This window comes from Reyranella humidisoli, from assembly GCF_019039055.1.
GTDB lineage: Bacteria > Pseudomonadota > Alphaproteobacteria > Reyranellales > Reyranellaceae > Reyranella > Reyranella humidisoli.
Window position 1 is genome coordinate 699,866 of sequence record NZ_JAHOPB010000001.1, and the last position, 23,827, is coordinate 723,692.

Genomic DNA, 23,827 nt, shown 5'->3' on the forward strand with positions numbered 1-23,827 from the left:
CTAAGCATGGGTGCCCCGCCTTTGCTGCGGTGCACAACGAAGCCTAATTTAGGGATGCACTGCAGCGAGTCAAGGGGAGTTTTTGTGCACTGCACAAAATATTCACGCCACAGGCGAAACCGGCGGCTCCTGCGGCGTCCGCGAACGCGGTGATTTTGTATATTTGTCAAACAGTTGCGACCAGCGCTCCGCGGTCTTCAGCCTCCCGTCCAGGGCTGCCATGGTCTTTGACAGATCGCCCGTCTCGTCCCCGTCGAAGACCCGGGAAACGGCATAGTGAATGGCCAGAAGGCCGTTTTGCCGCAATGCACCGGGGAGACCGTCGCTGGGCACGGAGGCCGCCTCGAGCATGGCGGACATCGAGCGCCGCAGGGCCGGTCCCATAGCCAGGGCGACCATCGGATCGCTTGTACCGGCGCGGCGGAGCGCACGGAGCGCCGCGCGGTGCGGCTTCAGCGCGTCGTAGCGGCGCATCATCACGTCGAACAGCCGGTCGCGCACCGTCTCCTCGGGATCGGTCGCCGACGGCGTCCCGGCCAGAACCTCGGCATCGATGCGCGCCATGAACGCGGCCGCCAGGGACATCTTGTCGGGATGCAGGCGATAGAGGTCGGGAAAGCCCAAGCCGGCGGCCTGAGCCACCTCACGAAGGGAAACCGCCGCAAAGCCCTTCTCGGCGATCAGGCCGAGAAAGGCGTCGAGGGCTTTGTCTTCCACCGCACTCATCCCGCCAGCTCCTTCGAGCGATGCGAGGCGGCGGCGAGCGCCTTGTCGAACACGGGCTGGATGCCGTCATCTGCCATCAGGACCTGCAGGGCCGCGGCGGTGGTGCCGCCGGGACTGGTGACGTTGACGCGGAGCTGCGACGCGGGCTCCTTCGATTGCTTCAGCAACTCCCCGCTGCCGGCCACGGTTGCGCGGGCGAGCTGCATGGCCATGTCGGCCGGAAGGCCCGCCTTCACGCCCGCCGCGGCCATCGCCTCGACCAGCAGGAAGACATAGGCCGGCCCGCTGCCCGACAGGGCCGTGACCGGATCCATCAGCGCCTCGTCGTCGGCCCACAGGACCTGGCCGACCGCTTCCAGCAATTCATGGCAGCGCTTCTTTTCGGCCGCGGTCACGCTGGCCGCCGCCGTCGCCACGGTGATTCCCTGGCGCACCGCCGCCGGCGTGTTGGGCATGGAGCGCACGATCTTGGCGGCATGGCCGAGACGGGCGGCGAAATAGCCCAGCGTCTTGCCGGCCGCGATCGAGAGGAACACCGAGCCCTGCCCGGCGAAGCGCCGGAGATCGACCAGCGTCTCGTCCATCGACTGCGGCTTCACCGCCAGCACGACGATCTCCGGTGTCTCCGCCATCTCGGTCGAGGAGGAAACGACACGGACGCCGGCATGCCGGGGACGGATCGCCTCGACCGGCTCGGCCACGACGATGTCGGCAGCCACGAGGCCGCGCGCCAGCCAGCCGTCCAGCATGGCCCCGCCCATCTTGCCGCAACCGACCAGGAGCAGCTTGCCCATGGCGTCAGCGTCCCTTGAACTTCGCGGCCCGCTTCTCGCGGAAGGCGGCGGCGCCTTCCTTGCGGTCCTCGGAATTGGCGATGGTCTCTAGTTTGTAACGCTCCGGGATGAAGTTCTCGGCCGGGCCTCGCGGCAGGGTCTGGTTGGCGAAGTCGCGCAGGGTGCGGATCACCAGCGGCGCGGACTGGGCGATGATCGTGGCCATGCGGCGCGCCTCGGCCCGCTCCTCGCCCAGCGGCACGACCTTGTTCACGAAGCCCACGTCGTAGGCACGCTTCACCGAGATCTCCTCGCCGAGCAGCAGCAGTTCCATGGCCACCTTGTGCGGCATGCGCGAGACGATGCCCGGCATCAGGCCGCCGAACACGCCGACCTTGGCCTCGGGATACATGAACTTCGTGGTATCCGCAGACACCATGAGATCGCAGGTCATCACCAGGCAGATGCCGCCGCCGATCACCCAGCCCTGGGTGGCGGCGATGACCGGCTTGGTCAGGGCGTGGCTGACATGCGGCACCGCCTTCCACATGGCGGCGGGCGGGGCCGTGAGGTCGGCGCCGACGCAGAAGGCCGGGCCGTCGGCCTGCAGCACCGCGACCTGGTCGTCGCCCGCCTCGAAGGCGCGATAGGCGTCGTAGAGCCCGTCGCACAGCTCCTGGGTCAGCGCATTGCGCTTCTCCGGGCGCATCATGGTGATGGTGGTGATACCTTCGCTCGACTCGACTTTGACCAGACCCACGGCGTCCTCCAGTGCTTCTTGCGCCGGATGCTACCAGCCGCCCATACTCGCCGCATCAGGAGAGCTGCCATGCAAACCCGCAATCCCTTCATCGACGACCTCACCAAGGTGGCCAACGGCGCCATGGGTGCGCTGACCGGCGTGAAGGGCGAGGTCGAGGCCCGCGTGCGCGACCAGATCGCGAAGATCCTGGACGGCATGGACATTCCGCGCCGCGACGAGTTCGACGCCGTGAAGGCGATGGCCGCCAGGGCGCGCGAGGAGAACGAGGAGCTGAAGAAGCAGATCGCCGAGCTGCAGGCCAGGCTCGGCAGCCCCTCCGGCCCCGAAGCGTAGGGCGCCCGGAAGATGCGCGTCGGCGTCGAGGTTGGGGGAACGTTCACCGACCTCGTGGCCGTCGAAGGCGGCCGGTTGGTCGTCACCAAGGTCCCGAGCACGCCGAAGTCGCCCGATGTCGGCGCCTTCGCCGCCCTCACCGCATCGGGCATCGACCTCGCGAGCATCGAAGATCTCGGCCACGGCTCGACCGTCGCCACCAATGCCGTGCTGGAGCGCAAGGGCGCGACCGTGGCTTTCATCGCGACGGCGGGCTTTCGCGACCTGCTGTTCATGCAGCGTCACGACCGGCGCAACATCTACGATCTCTTCTACGCCAAGCCCGCGCCGCCGGTGCGCCGCAAGGATTGCTTCGAGGCGGTCGAGCGTCTGCGTGCCGATGGCTCGATCGAGAAGCCGCTCGACGAAGCGAAGGTGAAGGCCGAACTGCTGCCCGCACTCAGGGACGGCGGCTATCGCGCCGTCGCGATCTGCCTGCTGAACGCCTATGCCGATCCGGTGCACGAGAAGCGGCTGGCCGCGCTGATCGGCGACGCGCTGCCGGGCGTTCTCGTGACCTGCAGCCATCAGGTCGCGCGCGAGTTCCGCGAGTTCGAGCGCGCTTCGACGACGCTGCTCTCGGCCTATGTGCAGCCGGTGATCGACGGCTACCTGCACCGCTTCGAAGGCAAGCTCGCCGAGGCGGGTTTCAAGGGCCGTTTCACCGTGATGCAATCCAACGGCGGACGCCTGCCCGCCGAGGCGATGCGCCAGAGCGCGATCACGGCGCTCTATTCAGGTCCCGCCGCCGGCGTGGTCGGCGCCACGCGCCAGGCCGCCCGCTCGGGCTACAAGGATCTCATCACCTTCGACATGGGTGGCACCTCGACCGACGTCTGCCTGGTGCAGGATGGCCGGCCCTCTCTGGCCGCCGAGACCGAGATCGACGGCCTGCCGATCCGCACGCCCGTGCTCGACATCGTTTCCGTGGGCGCCGGCGGCGGCTCGCTCGCCTGGGTCGACGATGGCGGCATGCTGCGCGTCGGCCCGCAAAGCGCCGGCGCCGATCCCGGCCCGGCCTGTTATGGCCGCGGCGGCACCGAGCCCGCGACCACCGACGCCCATATCGTCATCGGCACGATCCGGCCGGGTGCCTTCCTCGGCGGCCGTATGCAGCTCGACGGCGAAGCCGCACGCCGCGCCTTCGAGCCGCTGGCCGAGCGCTTTGCGCTGAGCGTCGAGCAGGCCGCTTCCTCGGCATTGCAGCTCGCCGACGCCAATATCGTGCGCGCCATCCAGCTCGTCTCGACCGAGCGCGGGCGCGATCCGCGCGACTACGCACTGGTGCCGTTCGGCGGTGCGGGCCCGCTCCATGCCGCGCGCATCGCCGAGGAGCTGGGCATCTCGACCATCGTTGTACCGCCCAATGCCGGCGTGATCTCGGCCTACGGCCTGGTCGCGTCCGACTACACCAAGTTCGACGCCGTCACGCGCAAGATGAAGCTCGACGACGCGGCGGCTCGCGACGCCGGCCGTATCTTCGGCGAGATGCGTGACCGGCTTGCCGCGCAGTTCGCCGACATGAAGCTGCCGGGCGAACTCGACTACACACACACGCTCGACATGCGATTCGTAGGACAAGCCTTCGAGGTCGGTGTCGAGATCCCGGCCGAGCGTCTCGATTCGCTCGACGCGACCTATCTGTCGGGCCTGTTCGCCGACGCCCACCACCGCACCTTCATGCACGGTGCCACGCTCGACCGCCCGGTCGAGATCGTGACGCTCCGCGTGGGCGCCACCCTGCCGATCGGCGGCGCGCCGAAGCTCGATCGCGAAAAGCTCGAAGCCCGCGCCCCCGAACAGGCCAAGATCTTCCACGGCGAAGCCTGGCTCGATTGCGCCCGTCACACCGCCGAGGCGCTGGACGCGGACGAGCAGATCACAGGCCCCGCCGTCATCGAAGGCTACACCGCGACGACCTGGGTCCCGCCGGGCTGGACGGCCGGGCTCGACGCTGCAGACAATCTGATCCTCCGGAGATCGCCATGAGCCAGCTCGGCCCGATCGACTATGCCGTGATCAGCCAGGCGCTGATCGCCGGCGCCCGCGAAATGGGCGTCAAGCTGATCCGCTCCGCCTACTCGACCATCCTGCGCGAGGCGCGCGACGGCTCGGCCGGCCTGATGGACCGCGACGGCAACACGGTGGCGCAGGCCGAGCTGATCCCCATGCAGCTCGGCCCGATCGGCGAGACCTTGCGCGCCTGCCTGCGGCGCCATCCCGTCGAGACGCTGAAGGAAGGCGACTTCCTCATCAACAACGACCCGTTCGAGGGCGGCCAGCACATCCCCGACGTCTTCATCTTCACGCCGATCTTCGTCGAAGGCCGGGTCGTCGGTTTCGGCGCCTCGGTGGCGCATCATCTCGACCTCGGCGGCGGCGCGCCCGGCCTCAACATCCATGCCTCCGACGTCTATCAGGAAGGGCTGCGCTTCCCGCCCTCGCGCTACAGTTTCGAGCACGACTGGAACGGCGGCTCGTTCGAGCGCCTCGTGACGGCCAACGTGCGCGTGCCCGACCTCACGATCGGAGACTTCAATGCGCAGTTCGCCGCAAATGCCATCGGGGTGTTGCGGGTAAAGCAGCTCTGCGAGCGCTACGGCACCGACAAGGTCGAGGCCGCGATGCGCGAGATGCAGGATTATTCCGAGCGCCGCGTGCGCGCGGCCATCGCGCAGGCCCCCAAGGGCATCTTCTACGGCGAGGACGCGGTCGACGATGACGGCCTCACCGACGAGCCGCTGGTGGTGAAGGCCAAGGTCACCATCGCCGAGGATTCGGTCGAGATCGATTTCGAGGGCACCTGCGCGCAGGTGAAGCGCAACCTCAACTGTCCCTACTCCAGCACGCTGTCGGCGGCGCTCAGCTGCGTGAAGTCGGTGCTGACCAGTCCCGATATTCCCTACAACGAAGGAATGGCGCGGCCGATCACGATCAAGGTGCCCTACGGCTCGCTGCTCAACCCGCGGCCGCCGGCGCCGGTGCGCGCCCGCATGATCCCGGCCTATCGCGTGTTCAACGCCGTGATGAAGGCGCTGGCCCAGGCGCTCCCCGACAAGGTGATCGCCACTGGCTTCGACTGCACCACCGCCTTCTGCCTCTCCCATCTCGGCGAGAAGGGCTACAGCGTCTATCTTGAAATCTTCGGTGGCGGCTACGGCGCCTCGCGCGATGCCGACGGCTGCGACGCCGTCGATTCGCCGCTCAGCAACTGCTCCAACGCGCCGGTCGAATCGCTCGACATCGACTACGGTTTCTTCCGCATCGTCGGCTACGAGCTGGCGCCGGACTCATTCGGCCTGGGCGCACGACGCGGCGGCGCGGGCTTCACGCGGCGCTGCGAGATCCTGCACGACGACGTGCAGCTCGCGATCTACTCCGACCGATTCCGCCTCGCCCCCGAGGGCCTTCTGGGCGGCGAGCCCGGCCAGCGCGGCTACTGTCGGGTGTTCCGTGCCGACGGCAGCGTCGAGGAGCTGAAAAGCAAGGCCGCCCTCGATCTCGGCAAGGGCGACATCGTCGAGATGTTCGTGGGCGGCGGCGCGGGCTTCGGCCGCGTCGTCGAGCGCCCCGATTCGATGATCGATCGCGACCTGGCCGACGGTCTCCTCACGCGCGATCCGCGCAGCGTGCGGAAGCTCGCGGCGGAGTAGCTATACGTAGCAGTGCATCCGCTTGCCGGGGAGCAGGTCGTACGGGGCCTTCCACCCGGGAAGTGCCGCCATGCGCAGAAGCCACGCCTTCACGGCGGGATGGCTGACCGCGAGATCGTAGCCGGCTTCGTGCCCGGGAAAGGACAGATAAGCCATCATCGAGATATCGGCGATCGTCGGCTTGTCGCCGATCACGAACGGGCGATCCGCGAGGTGGTCATTCACGATGCCGAGACAGCCGTCGATGCGCTTGCGCAGGAAGGCGAGCACGGCGGGATCAGGCGAAGGGGTGAAGGCGCGAATGTAGCGGTAGGTCGCCATGTAGCTGGTGAGCTTGTGATTGTCCCAGAACAACCAGCGCAGGATCTCGAACTTCTCCACGTCGCTCTGCCCGCCAAACCGGCCATGGCGCTCGGCAAGTCTGAGCAGGATCGGCGCGGTCTGGGTCAGGCGCTCGCCATTCTCTTCAAGTACAGGGATCTCGCCCATCTCGTTGACCCTGGCGCGCCATTCGGGCGTGCGCGTGACGCCGCCGCCGAAGTCGGTCCAGACCGGCTCGAAGGTCTGGCCGCAGAGGGCCAGCATCAGCGCCAGCTTGTAGCTGTTGCCCGACTCGGGGAAGCAATGGAGGCGATAGGGCGGGGACGGCTGGCTCATGGCGCCAACCTAGATCGTTCCTCCCGCTCCGCCGAACGGGGTTCGGTAGGGCAAGGATGAAGGAAACTTGTCCAAGTGGCAGGACATCAGAGGGCGCCCACCGACCTCAGATAGAGATCGCTGGCTTCCTTCGTGACCTTTCCCGCCTTGCCGTCGCCGATAAAACGGCCGTCGATCTTCGTGGCCGGCGTAACGCCGCCCAGGGTGCCGGTCACGAAAGCCTCGTCGGCGGAGTAGACCTGCGCCAGCGTGAAGTCGCATTCCTTCGCGACGTTGCCGGCGGCGCGCCAGGCGTCGATCACGTTCTGCTGGGTAATGCCCTTGAAGCTGTAGAGGCTGGTCGAGGTCCACAGCTCGCGGCCGCGCACGATGAAGAAGTTGGTCGAGTTGCACGAGGCCACGAAGCCGCGCGGGTCGAGCATCAGCGCCTCGTCGGCGCCGGCCTTGATCGCTTGTATCAGCGCCTGAATGAGGTTCAGCCGCGAATGCGAGTTGAGACGCAGGTCGAACTGGTCGGGCTGGGTCGTGCGGAAGGTCGAGGTGAAGAGCGAATAGCCCTTGGCCTTGGCCTCGGGGATCGGTGTCTTGTATTCGGCGACGCAGACGATCGTGGCCTTGCCGATCACGAAGCGCGGATCCTGGTTGGGAGTCTTCTTCAGGCCGCGGGTGATCATGAGGCGGACATGCGCGCCGTCGGTCATGCCGTTCTTCGCCAGCGTATCGGTCACGACCTTCGCTACGCCCGCACGGTCGAGCCCGATATCGAGATCGATCGAGCGCGCGCCCTCGAACAGGCGATCGAGATGGGCTTCGAGACTGATCAGCTTGCCTTTTATGAGGCGCAACCCCTCCCACACGCCGTCGCCCAGCACGAAGCCGGAATCGAACACCGATACCCTCGCCTCGTTGCGCGGGAAGAACTCCCCGTTCACGTAGACCAGCACCTGGTCGTTGCGCGCATCGGCCAGATAGGCCTGGGCGCTCGCCTGCTCGTTGCTCATGACGTTTCCCTAGAAGCTGAATTGCCTGTGGCTGGCGAGGAAGGCGCGCGTGCGCTCCTTCCTCGGATTCTTGAGCACTTCGTCCGGGGTGCCCTGCTCATGAATCGCGCCGTCGGCCAGGAAGATGATCCGCGTCGCGACGTGGTAGGCGAAGCCCAGCTCATGCGTGACGAGCAGCATGGTGCGGCCCTCTTCCGCGAGGGCGAGGATGACGGCCAGCACCTCGCCGACCAGTTCCGGATCGAGCGCCGAGGTCGGCTCGTCGAACAGCAGCATCTCGGGCTCCATCGCGAGCGCCCGCGCGATGGCGACGCGCTGCTTCTGCCCGCCCGAGAGATGTGCCGGGTAGGTGTCCGCCTTCTCGGCGAGTCCGACCCGCGCCAGTTCCTGCCGCGCCCGTGTCTCGGCTTCGGGCCTCGGCAGGCCGCGCACGGTACGCAGCCCCTCCATCACGTTGCCGATCGCCGTCATGTGCGGGAAGAGATTGAACTGCTGGAACACCATGCCGACCCGCTGGCGCACCTGGATCAGCTCGTTCTCGCGATAGATCCGCTCAGCCGTCCGGCCCTCGCGGCCGAGCAGCTGGCCGTCGAGCGCAATCGTGCCGCCGCTCGGACGCTCCATGAAGTTGAGGCAGCGCAGCAGCGTGCTCTTGCCCGAACCCGAGGCGCCGAGGATCGCGATGCGCTCGCCGCGCGCCACCTCGAGATCGATGCCGCGCAGCACGTCGGTGGCGCCGAAGCGCTTGGTGAGGCCGGAGACGCGGAGGATGGTCATTCGTCCCGCCTCAGCCGACGTTCGAGGAAATAGCTGAACTGCACCAGCGGCCACAGGAACACGAAGAAGATCAGGGCGACGGCGGTATAGGCCTCGATCGGATTGTAGTTGAGCGAGGCGATCAGCTTGCCCTGCTGCAGCAGCTCGACATAGGCCACGGCCGAGGCCAGCGTCGACATCTTGAAGATCTCGATGGCGCGGTTGGTCAGCGCCGGCAGCATGCGCTTCAGGGCCTGCGGCAGGATGATGCGCCGCATCGCCTGGCCCCAGCGCATGCCGAGCGCCCGCGCGCCGTCCCATTGGCCAGTCTCGATCGACTGGATGCCGCCGCGGTAGATCTCCGCCGAGAAGGCGGCCGAGTTGAGCGAGATGCCGAGCGAGGCGGCGGCAAGCGGCGAGATCTGGAAGGGCAGCAGGATCGGCAGCGCGAAGTAGAACCACAGGATCTGCACGAGCACCGGCGTATTGCGGAAGAACTCGACGAAGATCGTCGCCGGTATATGGAGCCAGCGGTTGCGCGAGTAGCGGCCGAGGCCGACCAGCAGGCCGAGGCTGAGCCCCAGCACCAGGCAGATGGCGAAGATGCGCAGGGTGCCGGCCGCGCCGACCAGCAGCGCATCGGTGTTCTCGAAGACCGAGGCGAAATCCCAGCGCATCAATGCACCCCGCTCAATGCACTGTGCTTTCGCCGCTGCGCGCCAGCCGCAGCTCGACCAGTCGGGCGACCTGGCTCGCGAGGAAGATCACCACGAAATAGATCAACGCCACGACCGTATAGGTCTCGAGCGGCCGGAAGGTCTTCTGCGAGACCTCGTTGGCGGCAAACAGCAGGTCGGCATAGGAGATGGTGGCGATCAGCGTCGTGGTCTTCATGAGCTCGATGGCGCGCTCCATGAAGGCCGGGATCATGCGTTTCACCGCCTGCGGCAGGATGATGCGACGCATCGCCTGGTCGTGGCGCATGCCGATGGCGCGCGCGCCGTCCCATTGACCACGCTCGATCGACTGGATGCCGGCTCGGAACACCTCGGCGAAGAACGCGGCCGACTGGATCGAGAAGGTGACGGCGCCGGCCACGAAGGGCGTCATCTCGATGCCGACCAGGATCGGCAGCGCGAAGAAGAACCAGAAGAGCTGGACCAGCGGCGGCGTCGTGCGGAACACTTCTATGACGAAGCCGGCCGGCCACGACAGGAACCGCCGGGGCGACAGGCGCAGCAGCGCCAGCGCCAGACCCAGCACGACGCCGCAGACCAGCGCCGTGCCCGTGATCTTGAGCGTGTTCGCCAGCCCCTGCGCCAACAAAGGTGCGTTGGCGAGGACCGGCGAGAAGTCCCACTGGTAGGCCAAGAGGCGGCGCCGCCTACTTGATCATTTCCTTCATGACCGGCGGCGCGAGCTTGGGATCGAGGCCGAAGTCCGCGAGCGCCTGATCGTAGTACTTCTGAGTCTGGCCGCTCTTGTAGTAGCCCGCGATCTGCTTATCGACCCATTCGGTGAACGCTGTGTCGCCCTTGCGCAGCGCCACACTGGAGGGCTGCGATTCCGCGGGCAGCGGCACCACGATCTTGCCCTTGCCGAGCCGCTGGCGCGCGGCGAGCAGCGGCGGATGGAAGAGCAGCACGGCATCGACGCGGCCCGACTGGAAGGCCGCGATCGCCTCGGCATTGCCGGGGAAGCGCTGGATGTCGGCCTTGGGCGTGTGCTGCGTGGCCCAGCGGTCCATGGTCGAGGCCTGCGGCACGGCGATGCGTACGCCCTGCTTGTTGAGGTCCTCCCAGGTCTTGGCGTCGAGGTCGTCGCGCGCCAGCACGGCGAGCGAGTACCAGAGCAGCGGCGACTCGGGGAAGTTGGCGGCCTGCTTGCGCTCGGCGGTGGCGTCGAGCATGAACATCAGGTCGATCTTGTCGCCTTGGAGTGCGGCGATCGCGTTGCCCCACGTCACTTCGACCGGCTCGAACTTCACGCCGAGCGTCTGCGCCATCGCCTTGCCCATCGCGATGCCGAGACCGGACGCCCATTCGCCGGTCTTGGGATCCTTCGAATACCAGGGCGGCGCCTGGGTGACACCGACGCGCAACACGCCGCGCTTCTTGATCGCGTCCAGCGTGCCGTCGGCACGGGCCGCGAACGGAATTGCCAGGGCCACGCCGCTCGCGGCGGCAACGGCAAACAGCGAACGTCGATTGATGGTCATGAATTGTCTCCCCTTCTTGGCTTCCCGGACGAAGTCGGAATCGAGCGCAGGAACCTATCCGTGGTTTCCATGCCCCGACGCATGTGATCGGCGATCTCGGCCTTCATCGCCTCGATGTCGGGCCCGAAGGCCGCCCTGATATAGCTGTCGTGGCTGTCGCGCTTCGGACCGCGCCGTCCGTGCGCGCGATGATGCGCCGCCCAATAGAGTTGCAGCCGGCCGCGCAGGCCGTGCCAGGCGCGCTGCAGGAGCTTGTGGCCGCTCGCCTCGTAGACGAGTCCGTGGAATTCGAGTTCTGCAAGGATGCTGGCGCGATCTTCGCCGGCATCGATCGTGGCGATCAGCGCCTCGTTGCGGCGCTTCAACTCGGCACGGAAGCGATCGTCGCGCCGCAGCCAGACCTGCTCGAAGGCGAAGGTCTCCAGCACCGTGCGCAGCGAATAGATTTCGTGGACGTCCTCGACCGAGAGTTCGGCGACACGCGTTCCGGTGTAGGGCACGGTCACGACCAGCCCCTCCTCGATCAACTGCCGCAGCGCCTCGCGCAACGGCCCGCGGCTGACATCGAAGCGTTCCGACAGCGCCGTCTCGACCAGCGGCGCCCCCGGCGGAATGTCACCGGCCAGGATCGCGGACCGCAGCCGCTCGACGATATGCGCGCGCAACGTCGCCTTCGGCACGCGCTCAAGATGCACACCCACGTCCCGCATCGAGACATCGGAAAGAGCCACCTGACGTCCTCGCAAACCCAATCGTCGATTGTTGACAATCTGGCATAGTGAAAGGCCGCCGCACAAGGAGTGCGACGGCCGGTCGATCAGTAGCTCTTGTACCCCAGGAACTTGCCCGACATGGCGATCTTCACCCGGTCGCCCTTCTGGTCGGGCTGGCGCTCCATGGTCATGTCGAAGTCGATGGCGCTCATGATGCCGTCGCCGAATTCCTCCTGGATCAGTTCCTTCCAGGTCGTGCCGTAGACCTGCACCAGCTCGTAGAAGCGGTAGATCAGAGGGTCGGTCGGCGGGATCTGGGGCAGCGAGCCGCGATACGGGACTTCCTGCAGCAGCAGCACTTCTTCCTTGCCCAGGCCGAACAGCTTGCCGGCCTTGGTGGCCTGCTCCTTGGTCATCTTCATCTGGCCCATGCAGGCCGCGGTGACGATGATCTTCGAGGCGCCGCCGATCTTCTTGGCGATCTCCTCCCAGCTCAGCTCCTTCATGCGCTTGGCCGTCAGGATCTTCTCTGTGACTTCAGCCCGCTTCATTGCCGTCTCCCGGTTGTTAAAGGCACGATCTCGGCCGGCGGATTGACCGCCGACAGTCCTGGTTTCACCAGCTTCGGCCGCCGCGGATCGAAGCCATGCTCGGCGATCTCCTTGTCGAACGCCTTCGAGCGGTTCACGAGGAATTCCACCAGATGGTTGCGGATCGCGTAGTACTGCGGATGGCGGTGCAGGTCGTTCCGGTGCCGCTCGTTCTTCGGCATGGTGTTGACCACGATCTCGGCGATGCGCGCGCCCGGCCCGTTGGTCATCAGCACGATCTTGTCGGCCAGCAGGATCGCCTCGTCGACGTCGTGGGTGATCATGAACACGGTCTGCTGCGTATCGGCGCAGATACGCAGCACCTCGTCCTGCAGCATGCCGCGCGTCAGCGCGTCGAGGGCGCTGAACGGCTCGTCCATCAGCAGCATCTTGGGCTGGATCGACAGCGCGCGGGCGATGCCGACGCGCTGCTTCATGCCGCCGGAGAGCTGCGCCGGCCGCTTGCTCTCCGCACCCGCGAGCCCGACCAACTCGATGAACTTGCGCGCATGCTCCTGCACCTTGGCGCGGTCCCATTTCGGCCAGCGCGAGGAGACGGCGAAGGCGATGTTGCCCATCACCGTCATCCACGGCAGCAGCGCGTGGCCCTGGAAGATCACGGCGCGGTCGAGACTCGGCCCGTCGATCTCGCGATTGTCGACGATGACGGCGCCGCCGCTCGGACTGTCGAGGCCGGCAAGCACGTTCAGGATCGTAGTCTTGCCGCAGCCGGAATGACCGATCAGGCAGCAGAACTCGCCCTTGTCGACGCCGAACCAGATATCCTCGAACACGGCCGGCTGGCCGGTCTCGCCGAAGCAGCGCGCGAGCCCTTCGACGCTGATGAGCGGACGATTCTCCATGGCGCGCCTATTCCGGATAGGTGACGAGCCTGGCGAGATACGCCAGGCCCTGGTCGAGCAGGAGACCGACCAGCCCGATCAGCAGGATCGCGGTCACGATGTTGGCGATCGAGAGGTTGTTCCACTCGTTCCAGACGAAGTAGCCGATGCCGGTGCCGCCCACGAGCATCTCGGCCGCCACGATCACCAGCCAGGCGATACCGACGGAGATGCGCATGCCGGTCATGATGGTCGGCGCCGCGGCCGGCAGGATCACCTTGAAGGCGGTGCGGAAGGGACCGACCTCGAGGGTGCGCGCGACGTTCAGCCATTCGCGGCGCACGCTGCCCACGCCGAACGCCGTGTTGATCAGCATCGGCCAGACCGAGCAGATGAAGATCACGAAGATCGACGAGATGGCGCTGTCCTTGATGGTGTAGAGGGCGAGCGGCATCCAGGCGAGCGGCGAGACGGGCTTCAGGATCTGGATGAACGGATCGAGCGCGCGATAGACGAGCGGCGACATGCCGATCAGGAATCCGAGCGGGATCGCGACCAGCGCCGCGAGACCGAAGCCCAGCAGCACGCGGCCCAGCGAATAGGCGAGCTGGATGCCGATGCCCTTATCGTTGCTGCCGCGCACGTAGAAGGGATCGGCGAGGTGCTTCCAGATCGTGGCGCCGATGTCGGCCGGTGTCGGCATCGCCGACTTCGAGCCGGTGGCCGCCGCGGCGCCGACCAGCTTGGCATACTCCGGATCGACCGCCGGACCGCTCGCGGCCGTCGGCAGCGTGGCGACGTGCCAGATCGCGACGATCGCCACGAAGATCAGGAGCGACAGCAGGCCCGCCCGCATGCCGAGCGAGGTTTTCATCATGCGTGTGCCTCACGCACCAAAAGCAAAGACCTCATCCTGGGGAGCGAGCGCAGCGAGCGTCTCGAAGGATGGGCCAAGGTCACCGTGCCTGCTGCCCATCCTTCGAGACGGCTGCTGCGCAGCCTCCTCAGGATGAGGTTGGTGTTTGATGGAGCCGACAAGATCAGGTCCGCTTGATCGCGAAGCTGTTGACGTACTCGGCGGGCTTGGACGCATCGAAGGGCTTGCCCATCACCACGATTGTCTTCTTCGACGGATCGGGCGGCGTCAGGCCCATCTCCTTCATCATGCTCGCCGTGTCGGTGGCGAGATAGACCTCGGACGCGACCTTGGCGTAGTCGACGTCGGCCTTGAGCTGACCCCAGCGCTTCATCTGGGTCATGATCCAGATCGCGAACTGGTTCCACGGGAACGGATCGAAGTCGATGCGGTCGGGATCCTTCTTCACCCCGCCCAGCCCGTCGGCATAGGTGCCGGTCAGGATCTGCTCCAGCACCGTCTCGGGCTGGTTCAGGTAGTTGGCCGGCGCGATCGCCTTGGCGATCTCCTTGCGGTTCTCCTGCTTGTGGGCGTAGGCGGTCGCATCGATGATCGACTTCAGCAGCGCGCGATAGGAGTTCGGATTCTGGGTCGCGAATTCCTTGCTGACGGTGAAGGCGCAACAGGGATGGCCGTCCCACAGTTCCTTGGTCAGCAGGTGGATGAAGCCGATGCCGTCGAACACGGCGCGCTGGTTGAACGGATCGGGGCCGAGATAGCCGTCGATATTGTCGGCGCGCAGGTTGGCGACCATCTCGGGCGGCGGCACCGAGCGGATCGAGATGTCCTTGTCGGGGTCGAGCCCGTGCTCCGCCACGTAGTAGCGCAGCAGGTAGTTGTGCATCGAGTAGTCGAACGGGACGGCGAAGCGGAAGCCCTTCCAGTCCTTCGGGTTGCGCTTGTCCTTGTGCTTGTTGGCGAGGGTGATCGCCTGGCCGTTGATGTTCTCGATCGCCGGCATCGTCCACGGCACCGGGTTCGAGCCGACCCCCAGGGAGATGGCGATCGGCATCGGCGAGAGCATGTGCGAGGCGTCGTATTCCTTGGCCAGCGACTTGTCGCGGATCACCGCCCAGCCGGCCGTCTTCACCACTTCGACGTTGAGGCCCTGCTTGGAATAGAAGCCCATCGGATGGGCCATGATGATCGGCGTGGCGCAGGTGATCGGGATGAAGCCGACCTTGAGGTCCTTCTTCTCCGGTGCGCCCCCCTGGGCGAAGGCCTCGCGGGCGGCGCCGAGCGGCAGGACGGAGGAGATGGCGGCCATCGCGGTGGCCGCGCCCACGGTCTTCAGGAACTGGCGGCGCTGGGCGTCGACCGGAAAGACAGCGCGCAGGACGGCGGTATCGACCACGCGGTTCCAGCGATCCTCTTCCCCGGCCGGGACGGAGGCGGCGGTCAGCCGGTCGTGGTCGCGCTGGGCATGATTGCCGCCGCAGCTGCAGGTCCCGCGGCCGAGCAGGGCCTTGGGATCGAACGGGTCCTTGAACATCGAAGCCTCCTCCACGTCTTGTTCCGGCAGGTGCCGGGGTGCTTGCAGGGGGAAGAGGCAAGGCCTGTGCCAACCGCGCAGGCGGCCGGGAAAGGCGGGGCAAACGGCGATCAAAGCGTGTTTTTGCTCAAATTTTCGGCAGTCTTTTCCGATTCGTCCTGCGGAATCTCCGGACTCGAATCTTAACGTTGGGGATTAAATTCATGGAATCCCTGACTCTTTCCCCGTTTTACACGGGCCTTTGTTATTGCGTGGCGAGATAGGCTTATGGCAGGCTACCGCTAGTGGGTTGTTGGGTGCCCACCACGATATGTCGACCACCCGCCTCAAGAATGGCTCCAATGAGCCGCACGGCGGAATGGTTGGGGAGCGGGTCGATGGCGTTAACACGACAAGAGCGGACCAGGCGGAAAGCCGATCTGAACCCGCTCGAAATGATCGAAAGAGTCGTATCCGCCAACGATTGGCCGTTCGACCGGACCTCGGACCGGGAAATCGCCGTCGAGGTCGCGGGTCGCTGGTGCGACTACCGCATGTTCTTCAGCTGGCGGGACGACGTCGAGGCGCTGCACTTCACCTGCGCCTACGACGTCCGCATTCCGGCCGAGCGTCACAGCGACATTCATTGCCTGCTCGGGCTGATCAACGAGAAGATGTGGCTGGGTCACTTCGATCTGTGGAGCGAAGAGGGCCTGCCGATGTTCCGCCACGCCATCCCGCTGCGCGGCACCAATGGCTTGATGGCCGAGCAACTCAACGACCTCGTCGAGGTGGCGATCACCGAGAGCGAGCGCTTCTACCCCGCCTTTCAGTACGTCGTCTGGGCCGGCAAGAGCCCCGCCGACGCGTTGACCGCCTCGATCCTCGAGACGGTCGGCGAAGCCTGAGCCGACAAGGACCTTCCGACGCCCCCTCTCTCAACACTACAAAAAAGATAGTTCGGATAGTCCCCAGCGGCGCCGGTCCTCCAGGATCGGCGCCGCGACGATTTTGAGGACAGGCAGCCCCAATCCATTAATTTCGAAGGAAAGCGAAGGATCCCTCACTGCGTTCGGGATGACACACTTGCAGAAGTTGACGCAGTGCGCCGATGCAAAAAGCCGTGTCATCCCGAACGAAGTGAGGGATCCTTGATTCATCTGCGATAGCCCGCGCTATAAGGGTCGCCCTCATGAACATGCTTTCCGCGACCCTCCTCGCGATCCCCTACCCCCAGATCGACCCGGTGCTGGTGCAGCTCGGGCCGTTCGCCATCCGCTGGTACGCGCTGGCCTACATCGCCGGCCTGGTGATCGGCTGGCAGGTCATGCGCCGGGTCTGCGACCAGCCGCCGAAGGTGCTGTCGCCGCTCAAGATCGACGATTTCCTGCTGTGGGCCGCGCTCGGCGTGATCCTCGGCGGCCGGCTGGGTTACGTGCTTTTCTACAAGCCGGGCTTCTACATCGAACATCCGCTCGCCGCGCTCACCCTGTGGGAAGGCGGCATGTCGTTCCATGGCGGTCTGCTGGGCGTCATCGCCGCCATCCTGCTCTTCGCGATGCGCAACAAGGCCGATCCCTTCATGCTGTCGGACCTGGTGGCGATCGTGGCGCCGCTCGGCCTGCTCTTCGGCCGCCTCGCCAACTTCATCAACGGCGAACTGTGGGGCAGGGTCAGCGACGTGCCCTGGGCCATGGTCTTCCCGCGCGGCGGGCCGCTGCCGCGTCATCCCAGCCAGCTCTACCAGGCCTTCTTCGAGGGCGTGCTGCTCACCCTGATCGTGGTCGCGGTCTGGAAGTTGACCGACGGCCGCCGCCGTCCCGGCCTGCTGACCGGCGTGTTCTGCGCGGGTTACGGTCTCGCACGCATCGTCGGCGAGATCTTCCGAGAGCCCGACGCTCATCTCGGTTACCTGTGGGGGCCGATCACCATGGGCATGCTGCTGTCGCTGCCGGTGCTCCTGTTCGGCGTGTGGTTGATCTCGCGCGCCTACCGGAAGCCCGTCTTGCCATGATTGGGCCGTGACCGAACTGGGCGGGCTGATCGCGCGCCGCATCGCGCTCACCGGCCCGATCTCGCTGGCCGACTTCATGGCAGAGGCACTGGGCCATCCGCGGCTCGGCTACTATCGCCGTGCCGTGCCGGTGGGCGCCGCCGGCGACTTCACCACCGCGCCCGAAATCTCGCAGATGTTCGGCGAGCTGATCGGCGCCTGGCTGGCCGAACGCTGGCTCGCGATGGGCCGGCCGTCGCCCGTGCGGCTGGTCGAACTCGGCCCCGGCCGCGGCACCTTGATGGCCGACGCGCTGCGCGCGACGCGCGGCGTGCCGGGCTTCCATGCCGCGCTCGACCTTCACCTGGTCGACACCAATGCGCCGATGCGCGCGGCCCAGCGCGCCGCGCTGCAGGCCTATCGCCCGACCTGGCACGAACGCTTCGACGAGGTGCCCGAAGGGCCGCTGCTGTTGGTCGCCAACGAATTCTTCGACGCCCTGCCGGTGCGCCAGTTCCATCGCACCGCGGCGGGCTGGCGCGAGCGCATGGTCGGCCTCGACGAGCACGGCGAACTGCGTCTCGCCCTGGCGCCCGGCGCCACGCCCTTCGCCTCCGTGCTGCCCGATGCCGAGGAAGGCGCCGAGGCGGAACTGAGCGAAGCCGGCCGCGCGCTGGCCGCCGCCATCGGCGGCCGGATCGCCCGCGACGGCGGCTGGGCACTCATCATCGACTATGGCCTCGAGAGCGCCGGCCGCGCGGCGTCGCTGCAGGCGGTGCGCGGCCACCAGGGAGCGGGCATCCTCGACCGGCCCGGCGAGACCGACCTCAGCGCCCATGTCGATTTTGCTGCGATTGCCGCCGCATCGGGGGTCGCGTCTTTCGGTCCGGTGGGCCAGGGCGACTTCCTGCGAAGGCTCGGCCTCGCCGAACGGGCGCAGGCCCTGAAGCAGCGCGCGAAGGCGGCGCAGGCCGATGCCATCGATGCGGCATCGGCCCGCTTGATCGCGCCCGACCAAATGGGCACCCTCTTCCGCGTGCTGGCTCTCGGCGACGGCAAGAGCGCCCCGCCGGCCGGTTTCTCGGATGCCCCCTCGGACTGATACCTCGGACGAATAGATGATCCAGGCCCAGACGCTCGCCGCCCTCGACGGGGTGCAGCATCGTTTCTTCACGCGACAGGGCGGCGTCAGCGCCGGTCTCTACTCCTCGCTCAACTGCGGCTACGGCTCGGGCGATTCGCCCGACAATGTGCGGGAGAACCGCCGCCGCGTGGCCGAGCAGTTCGGCCTCGTCGAACCCGACCTGCAGACCGTCCACCAGACCCATTCGACGGACGTGCTGACGGTCGCGGAAGGCCGCTGGAGCTCACCGGGCGCACCGAAGGCCGACGGCCTCGTGACCGACCGGCCCGGCGTGGTGCTGGGCGTGCTGGCTGCCGATTGCGCGCCGGTGTTGCTGGCAGACGGCGACGCCTCGGTGATCGGCGCGGCGCATGCCGGCTGGAAGGGTGCGCTGGGCGGGATCGTCGACGTCACCATCACGTCGATGGAGAAACTCGGCGCCCGGCGCGAGCGCATCAAGGTCGTGGTCGGCCCCTGCATCGGCCCGCAGTCGTATGAAGTCGGGCCGGAATTCCCCGCCCCGTTCCTGGCGCAGGACGAGGCCAACGGGGCGTTCTTCAGGACCGCCGCGCGCGCCGGCCACTTCATGTTCGACCTGCCGGGCTATCTCGTTCACCGCATCGCACGCAATGGCGTCGCGGTGACGGCGACAGGACACGACACGCTGACCGGCACCGACGATTTCTTCAGCTACCGTCGCAACACGCTGCAGGGTGTGCGCGACTACGGGCGCGGCCTGTCGGCCATCGCCCTCGCGGCCTGACGTGCCCTACTTCATCATCCTGATGTTCTGCTGCCTGCTCGGGGTCGTTGCGACATGCGCCATGTTGTGATGCTGCTCTGCCTGCTCGCCCTTGCGGCGTGCGGCGGAACACCGAGGCCCTTCGAGCACGACCCATCGAAAATCTCCTACGGCCGGCAGCTGCGCGACAAGGTCGAGGTGGCAATCAGCCCGCCGCGCAACATGCCCCCGGAAATGGGCGAGCGGGTTGCCGCGGCCCTCGCGATCGAACTCCAGTCCTACGGCATCGTCGCTGCCGTGGCGCCGGCCGAGGCGCCCATCCAGATCGAAGGCGTGATGAGCACGCGCGACGCCGGCATGTCGATCGAGGTCCAGGTCGACTGGCGCATCCACGGCAGGCCGCGGACCGACGAGCCCGCGACCGTCAAGACGCGCGCGCCGCCCGAAGACTATGCCCAGCAGGCCGAACGACTGATTTCGCGCATCGCCCAGCAAGCCGCGCCCCGGGTCGCGACCCTGATCGGCAAACCGCCCAATTTCATTCCAAAAGCGCCGGGCCAGGTCGCCGCCGGCATCACGATCCCCTACGAATTCCCGCCCGATCCGGCGGCGGCGCCGCCGCCCGACGGCGCCGTGCCGACGAGCACGACCACCCCCACGCCGGTCGCGGCCAAACCCGCCGAGCCGCAGCTGAAGGTGTTCGTGGCGCAGGTCACCGGAGCGCCCTCCGACGGCAATCGCCAGCTCACCTCGGGCATGCGGCGTGCCCTGGGATCGAGCAAGCTGGTGATCGTCGACCAGGCGGACAGCGAGGCCTTCTCCGTCGCCGGCACCGTGAGCCTGACCCAGATCGACGAGCGCACCGGAAGGCTCGTCGTCAAATGGGTTGTCAAGGACCCGGCCGGCAAGGTGATCGGCGACATCGAACAGTCCAACCCCGTGCCGATGGCGGCAGCCAAGGGATCGTGGGCGGGATTCGGCGACATCGTTGCCTCGGCCGCGTCCGAAGGCGTGCTGGAACTGCTCGAAAAGGCGATCAACCTGCGGCGCTGACCTCCGCGCAGCGTGTGAATCGGCTTGTCAGAGGGGGGCTCCCGGCTGCTACTGTCTCTCGGGGCGGCTCGATTCTTGCAAGACTTCACAACGCACGAACGGGGCGCGAGACAGGGAGCACAACAAGCATGTTTTCGTTCAGGAAATCGGCATTGGCGATCGTCGCCGCGGCCAGCGTCGGCGGGCTGATGGCCACTGCGCCGGCACAGGCGCAGACACTAAAGGTCGTGATGCACTCGGACGTGAAGATTCTCGATCCGATCTGGACCACTGCCTACATCCAGCGCAACCACGGCTACATGGTGTGGGACACGCTCTTCGCGATGGACGAGAAGTTCGACGTGAAGCCGCAGATGGTCGAAAAGTACGACGTGTCGGCGGACAAGCTCACCTGGACCTTCACATTGCGTGACGGCCTCGAGTGGCACGACGGCAAGCCGGTCACCGCCGAGGATTGTGTCGCCTCGATCAAGCGCTGGGCCGCGCGCGACTCGATGGGCCAGAAGATGATGGCATCGGCCGAGGGCCTCGAAGTCGTCGATGCCAAGACTTTCAAGCTGAAGATGAAGGAGCCGTACGGTCTGGTGCTCCAGTCGCTCGGCAAGCCGTCGTCGAACGTGCCGTTCATGATGCCGAAGAAGACGGCCGAAACCGATCCGATGCAGCAGATCAAGCTGGAGGACGTGATCGGCTCCGGGCCGTTCGTGTTCAAGGGCGACGAATGGAAGCCCGGCGAGAAGATCGTCTACGTCAAGAACACCAAGTACAAGCCGCGCAGCGAGCCCGCCAACGGACTGGCCGGCGGCAAGGTGGTCAAGGTCGATCGCGTCGAATGGATCGCGATGCCCGACATCCAGACGCAGGTCGGCGCCCTGCAGAACGGCGAGATCGACATGATCGAATCGCCCGGCCATGACCTGCTGCCGCTGCTGGCGAAGGACAAGAACGTCAAGCTGGTCAGCTTCAACCCGACCGGCAACCAGTACACGTTCCGCTTCAACAGCACGGCCAAGCCGTTCGACAACGCGAAGATCCGTCACGCCGTGTTCGTGGCCTTCGCGCAGGAGGACTTCCTCAAGGCCACGATCGGCGACCCGCAGTGGTTCAAGGTCTGCAAGGCGCCGTTCGTGTGCGGCACGCCGCTCGCCACCGATGCCGGCATGGCGGACGTGCTGAACGGCAACGCCGCCAAGGCCAAGCAGCTCCTGACCGAGGCCGGCTATGACGGCACGCCGATCGTGCTGATGCATTCGACCGACCTGCAGGTCCTGACCAACCTCGCGCCGGTCGCCAAGGCACAGCTGGAGCGGGCAGGCTTCAAGGTCGATATGGTGTCGATGGACTGGCAGACGCTGGTCGCGCGCCGCGTCAAGAAGGACCCGCCGAATGCCGGCGGCTGGCACGCCTTCCTCACCTCCTGGGTCGCCGCCGACATCCTCAATCCGGTGATGGCCGGCTTCTTCAACGCCTCGTGCGACAAGGCCATGTTCGGCTGGCCGTGCGACGCGACGATCGAGAAGTTCCGCGACCAGTTCGCCAAGGAGACGGACCCGGCGAAACAGAAGCAGATCGTCGAGGATCTGCAGAAGTATTGGGTCAATCATCCGACGCATATCAACGTCGGCCAGTGGTACGCGCCGCTGGCACGTCGCGCCAACATCGACGGCAACCTGACGGCCCCCGTTCCCGTGTTCTGGAACGTCACCAAGAAGTAGCCGATCAGCGCGCGGGGTCTCCGGGCCCCGCGCGCCCATCGACGAAGGCGGGCGATCCCCGCCTTTCTCGATGGGGAAGAAACCCGAAGGGGGCACGATGAAAAAAGTTATGAAGCGTACGCTTGCGGCGATGCTTGCCGGAGCGATCCTGTCGAGTGCGGGGCCAGCGCTGGCCCAGGGCAAGGTCATCAAGTTCGTCCAGAACGGCAACCTGACGATCCTCGATCCGATCTGGACGACGGCCTACGTCACCCGCAACCACGGCTATCTCGTCTACGACACGCTGTTCGCCTCCGACGAGAACAATGCCATCAAGCCACAGATGGTCGACAAGTACGAAGTCTCCGCCGACAAGACGGTGTGGACCTTCACCCTGCGCGACGGCCTCGAATGGCATGACGGCAAGCCGGTGACGTCCGAGGACTGCATCGCCTCGATCAAGCGCTGGGGCGCGCGCGACTCGATGGGCCAGAAGCTCATGGACTTCGTCAAGGAGTTCAAGGAGGTCAATCCCAAGACCTTCCAGATGGTGCTGAAGGAGCCGTACGGTCTGGTGCTCGATTCGCTGGGCAAGCCGTCTTCGCAGGTTCCGTTCATGATGCCGAAGCGGGTCGCCGACACCGATCCCTTCAAGCAGATCGACAGCCAGATCGGCTCCGGCCCGTTCATCTACATGAACGCCGAGTCCAAGCCCGGCGAGAAGCACGTCTACACCAAGAACGCCAAGTACAAGCCGCGCGCCGAGCCGCCCTCGGGTCTGGCCGGCGGCAAGGTCGTGAAGGTCGACCGCGTCGAGATCATCGAGATGCCCGATCCGCAGCAGCAGGTGAACGCCATCGCCGCCGGCGAGATCGACGTCATCGAGCAGCCGCCGCACGACCTGATCCCGATCCTGAAGAAGGAAAAGGGCGTCACGCTCTTCAACTGGAACCCGCTCGGCCACCAGTTCATCTTCCGCATGAACTGGCTCCAGCCGCCGTTCAACAATCCGAAGATCCGCGAAGCCGCGCTGCTGAGCATCCGCCAGGAGGACTACCTCAAGGCGACCGTCGGCGAGCCGGAATTCTACAAGGTCTGCACCGCGGCCTTCATCTGCGGCACGCCCAACGCCGTCGACGCGCCGGGCGACCTGTTCGTGAAGCCGAACTTCGAGAAGTCGAAGGCGCTGCTCAAGGAAGCCGGCTACGACGGCACGCCGATCGTGCTGCTGCAGTCGACGACCCTGCCGGTTCTCACCAACATGGCTCCTGTGACAAAGGCACTGCTCGAACAGGGTGGCTTCAAGGTCGACATGCAGTCGATGGACTGGCAAACCGTCGTCACGCGTCGAACCAACAAGGGTCCCGTGAGTCAGGGCGGCTGGAACCTGTTCCACACATTCTCGGTGGCAGCGGACATCCTGAACCCGATCTCGACCTCCTACATGGTCGCGAACGGCGACAAGGCATGGTTCGGCTGGCCGACCGATCCGGAGATGGAAAAGCTGCGCGACGCCTACGCCAAGGAAACCGACCCCGCGAAGAACAAGGCGCTCGCCGCCGCCGTTCAGGCCCGGGCCTTGCAAACTGCGCAGTATGGCTGGGTCGGCCAATGGTACGGACCCGGCGCCATGCGCTCCAACGTCTCGGGCTGGCTGAAGGCGCCGGTTCCGGTGATGTGGAACATAGAGAAGAAGTGACGGTGGGGCCGCCAGCCGGCGGCCGCACCGTTATCTCCCGAGCGAAACGAGACCTCTCGCTTCGCTCGGGGT

24 protein-coding genes are annotated in these 23,827 nt (G+C 66.3%); 10 read left to right on the plus strand and 14 right to left on the minus strand.

What is annotated here, in order from left to right; all coding sequences use genetic code 11:
- Positions 1 to 102: 102 nt before the first annotated feature.
- From KQ910_RS03435 to KQ910_RS03445, 3 genes are read right to left on the minus strand one after another with little or no spacing between them, the layout of a single operon-like run.
- On the minus strand, positions 103 to 726 hold the full coding sequence (locus KQ910_RS03435) for a TetR/AcrR family transcriptional regulator (RefSeq protein ID WP_216957083.1): 624 nt from the start codon (positions 724 to 726) through the stop codon (positions 103 to 105).
- The gene (gene proC, locus KQ910_RS03440) at positions 723 to 1,520 is read right to left on the minus strand and encodes a pyrroline-5-carboxylate reductase (RefSeq protein ID WP_216957084.1); all 798 of its coding nucleotides are present in this window, start codon (positions 1,518 to 1,520) and stop codon (positions 723 to 725) included. Before proC ends, KQ910_RS03435 begins: the two co-directional genes overlap by 4 nt.
- 4 nt (positions 1,521 to 1,524) lie before the next feature.
- Complete coding sequence (locus tag KQ910_RS03445) at positions 1,525 to 2,259, minus strand: enoyl-CoA hydratase/isomerase family protein (protein WP_216957085.1); 735 nt, start codon at positions 2,257 to 2,259, stop codon at positions 1,525 to 1,527.
- 69 nt (positions 2,260 to 2,328) lie between these two features.
- On the opposite strand from KQ910_RS03445, the gene KQ910_RS03450 reads away from it, so the two are divergent.
- From KQ910_RS03450 to KQ910_RS03460, 3 genes are read left to right on the plus strand one after another with little or no spacing between them, the layout of a single operon-like run.
- The gene (locus tag KQ910_RS03450; RefSeq protein ID WP_216957086.1) at positions 2,329 to 2,595 is read left to right on the plus strand and encodes an accessory factor UbiK family protein; all 267 of its coding nucleotides are present in this window, start codon (positions 2,329 to 2,331) and stop codon (positions 2,593 to 2,595) included.
- Between the two features lie 12 nt (positions 2,596 to 2,607).
- On the plus strand, positions 2,608 to 4,623 hold the full coding sequence (locus KQ910_RS03455) for a hydantoinase/oxoprolinase family protein (RefSeq protein ID WP_216957087.1): 2,016 nt from the start codon (positions 2,608 to 2,610) through the stop codon (positions 4,621 to 4,623).
- Complete coding sequence (locus KQ910_RS03460) at positions 4,620 to 6,287, plus strand: hydantoinase B/oxoprolinase family protein (RefSeq protein ID WP_216957088.1); 1,668 nt, start codon at positions 4,620 to 4,622, stop codon at positions 6,285 to 6,287. The genes KQ910_RS03455 and KQ910_RS03460 overlap by 4 nt, the downstream gene beginning before the upstream one ends.
- Here KQ910_RS03460 and KQ910_RS03465 read toward each other — a convergent pair whose 3' ends face one another.
- From KQ910_RS03465 to KQ910_RS03515, 11 genes are all read right to left on the minus strand, one after another.
- Positions 6,288 to 6,944 (minus strand): glutathione S-transferase family protein, encoded by a 657-nt coding sequence (locus KQ910_RS03465; RefSeq protein WP_216957089.1) that lies wholly within the window; start codon positions 6,942 to 6,944, stop codon positions 6,288 to 6,290.
- A gap of 86 nt (positions 6,945 to 7,030) precedes the next feature.
- The gene (locus KQ910_RS03470; protein WP_216957090.1) at positions 7,031 to 7,945 is read right to left on the minus strand and encodes an aminotransferase class IV; all 915 of its coding nucleotides are present in this window, start codon (positions 7,943 to 7,945) and stop codon (positions 7,031 to 7,033) included.
- Positions 7,946 to 7,954: 9 nt separating this feature from the next.
- On the minus strand, positions 7,955 to 8,722 hold the full coding sequence (locus KQ910_RS03475; protein WP_216957091.1) for an amino acid ABC transporter ATP-binding protein: 768 nt from the start codon (positions 8,720 to 8,722) through the stop codon (positions 7,955 to 7,957).
- Positions 8,719 to 9,378, minus strand: a complete 660-nt coding sequence (locus KQ910_RS03480; RefSeq protein WP_216957092.1) for an amino acid ABC transporter permease — start codon at positions 9,376 to 9,378, stop codon at positions 8,719 to 8,721. The genes KQ910_RS03475 and KQ910_RS03480 overlap by 4 nt, the downstream gene beginning before the upstream one ends.
- A gap of 13 nt (positions 9,379 to 9,391) precedes the next feature.
- Positions 9,392 to 10,072: an amino acid ABC transporter permease gene (locus KQ910_RS03485; protein WP_216957093.1), complete on the minus strand. Its 681-nt coding sequence runs from the start codon at positions 10,070 to 10,072 to the stop codon at positions 9,392 to 9,394.
- Between the two features lie 13 nt (positions 10,073 to 10,085).
- A complete protein-coding gene (locus KQ910_RS03490) occupies positions 10,086 to 10,919 on the minus strand; it encodes a transporter substrate-binding domain-containing protein (RefSeq protein WP_216957094.1) in 834 nt (277 codons plus the stop codon).
- Entirely contained in the window at positions 10,916 to 11,650 is a 735-nt protein-coding gene (locus KQ910_RS03495; RefSeq protein WP_369408282.1) for a GntR family transcriptional regulator, read from the minus strand. The genes KQ910_RS03490 and KQ910_RS03495 overlap by 4 nt, the downstream gene beginning before the upstream one ends.
- A gap of 86 nt (positions 11,651 to 11,736) precedes the next feature.
- The gene (gene cynS, locus KQ910_RS03500; protein WP_216957095.1) at positions 11,737 to 12,183 is read right to left on the minus strand and encodes a cyanase; all 447 of its coding nucleotides are present in this window, start codon (positions 12,181 to 12,183) and stop codon (positions 11,737 to 11,739) included.
- Positions 12,180 to 13,085 (minus strand): ABC transporter ATP-binding protein, encoded by a 906-nt coding sequence (locus KQ910_RS03505; RefSeq protein WP_216957096.1) that lies wholly within the window; start codon positions 13,083 to 13,085, stop codon positions 12,180 to 12,182. Before KQ910_RS03505 ends, cynS begins: the two co-directional genes overlap by 4 nt.
- A 7-nt stretch (positions 13,086 to 13,092) precedes the next feature.
- A complete protein-coding gene (gene ntrB / locus KQ910_RS03510; protein WP_216963532.1) occupies positions 13,093 to 13,938 on the minus strand; it encodes a nitrate ABC transporter permease in 846 nt (281 codons plus the stop codon).
- A gap of 166 nt (positions 13,939 to 14,104) precedes the next feature.
- Positions 14,105 to 15,472, minus strand: coding sequence for an ABC transporter substrate-binding protein (locus tag KQ910_RS03515; RefSeq protein WP_216957097.1), 1,368 nt, complete (start codon positions 15,470 to 15,472; stop codon positions 14,105 to 14,107).
- A gap of 434 nt (positions 15,473 to 15,906) precedes the next feature.
- Between KQ910_RS03515 and KQ910_RS03520 the strand changes: the two genes are divergently transcribed.
- The 7 genes from KQ910_RS03520 (at position 15,907) to KQ910_RS03550 (ending at position 23,755) form a co-directional block, all read left to right on the plus strand.
- The gene (locus KQ910_RS03520) at positions 15,907 to 16,359 is read left to right on the plus strand and encodes a type III secretion system chaperone family protein (RefSeq protein WP_229600310.1); all 453 of its coding nucleotides are present in this window, start codon (positions 15,907 to 15,909) and stop codon (positions 16,357 to 16,359) included.
- 284 nt (positions 16,360 to 16,643) lie between these two features.
- On the plus strand, positions 16,644 to 17,465 hold the full coding sequence (gene lgt, locus KQ910_RS03525; protein ID WP_216957099.1) for a prolipoprotein diacylglyceryl transferase: 822 nt from the start codon (positions 16,644 to 16,646) through the stop codon (positions 17,463 to 17,465).
- Between the two features lie 7 nt (positions 17,466 to 17,472).
- Entirely contained in the window at positions 17,473 to 18,546 is a 1,074-nt protein-coding gene (locus KQ910_RS03530; RefSeq protein WP_369408283.1) for a class I SAM-dependent methyltransferase, read from the plus strand.
- 16 nt (positions 18,547 to 18,562) lie between these two features.
- Positions 18,563 to 19,330 (plus strand): peptidoglycan editing factor PgeF, encoded by a 768-nt coding sequence (gene pgeF / locus KQ910_RS03535; RefSeq protein WP_216957100.1) that lies wholly within the window; start codon positions 18,563 to 18,565, stop codon positions 19,328 to 19,330.
- A gap of 54 nt (positions 19,331 to 19,384) precedes the next feature.
- Positions 19,385 to 20,362: a hypothetical protein gene (locus KQ910_RS03540; RefSeq protein WP_216957101.1), complete on the plus strand. Its 978-nt coding sequence runs from the start codon at positions 19,385 to 19,387 to the stop codon at positions 20,360 to 20,362.
- 128 nt (positions 20,363 to 20,490) lie between these two features.
- Positions 20,491 to 22,077, plus strand: coding sequence for an ABC transporter substrate-binding protein (locus KQ910_RS03545; RefSeq protein ID WP_216957102.1), 1,587 nt, complete (start codon positions 20,491 to 20,493; stop codon positions 22,075 to 22,077).
- A gap of 109 nt (positions 22,078 to 22,186) precedes the next feature.
- Positions 22,187 to 23,755, plus strand: a complete 1,569-nt coding sequence (locus KQ910_RS03550) for an ABC transporter substrate-binding protein (RefSeq protein WP_229600312.1) — start codon at positions 22,187 to 22,189, stop codon at positions 23,753 to 23,755.
- Positions 23,756 to 23,827: the final 72 nt, after the last annotated feature.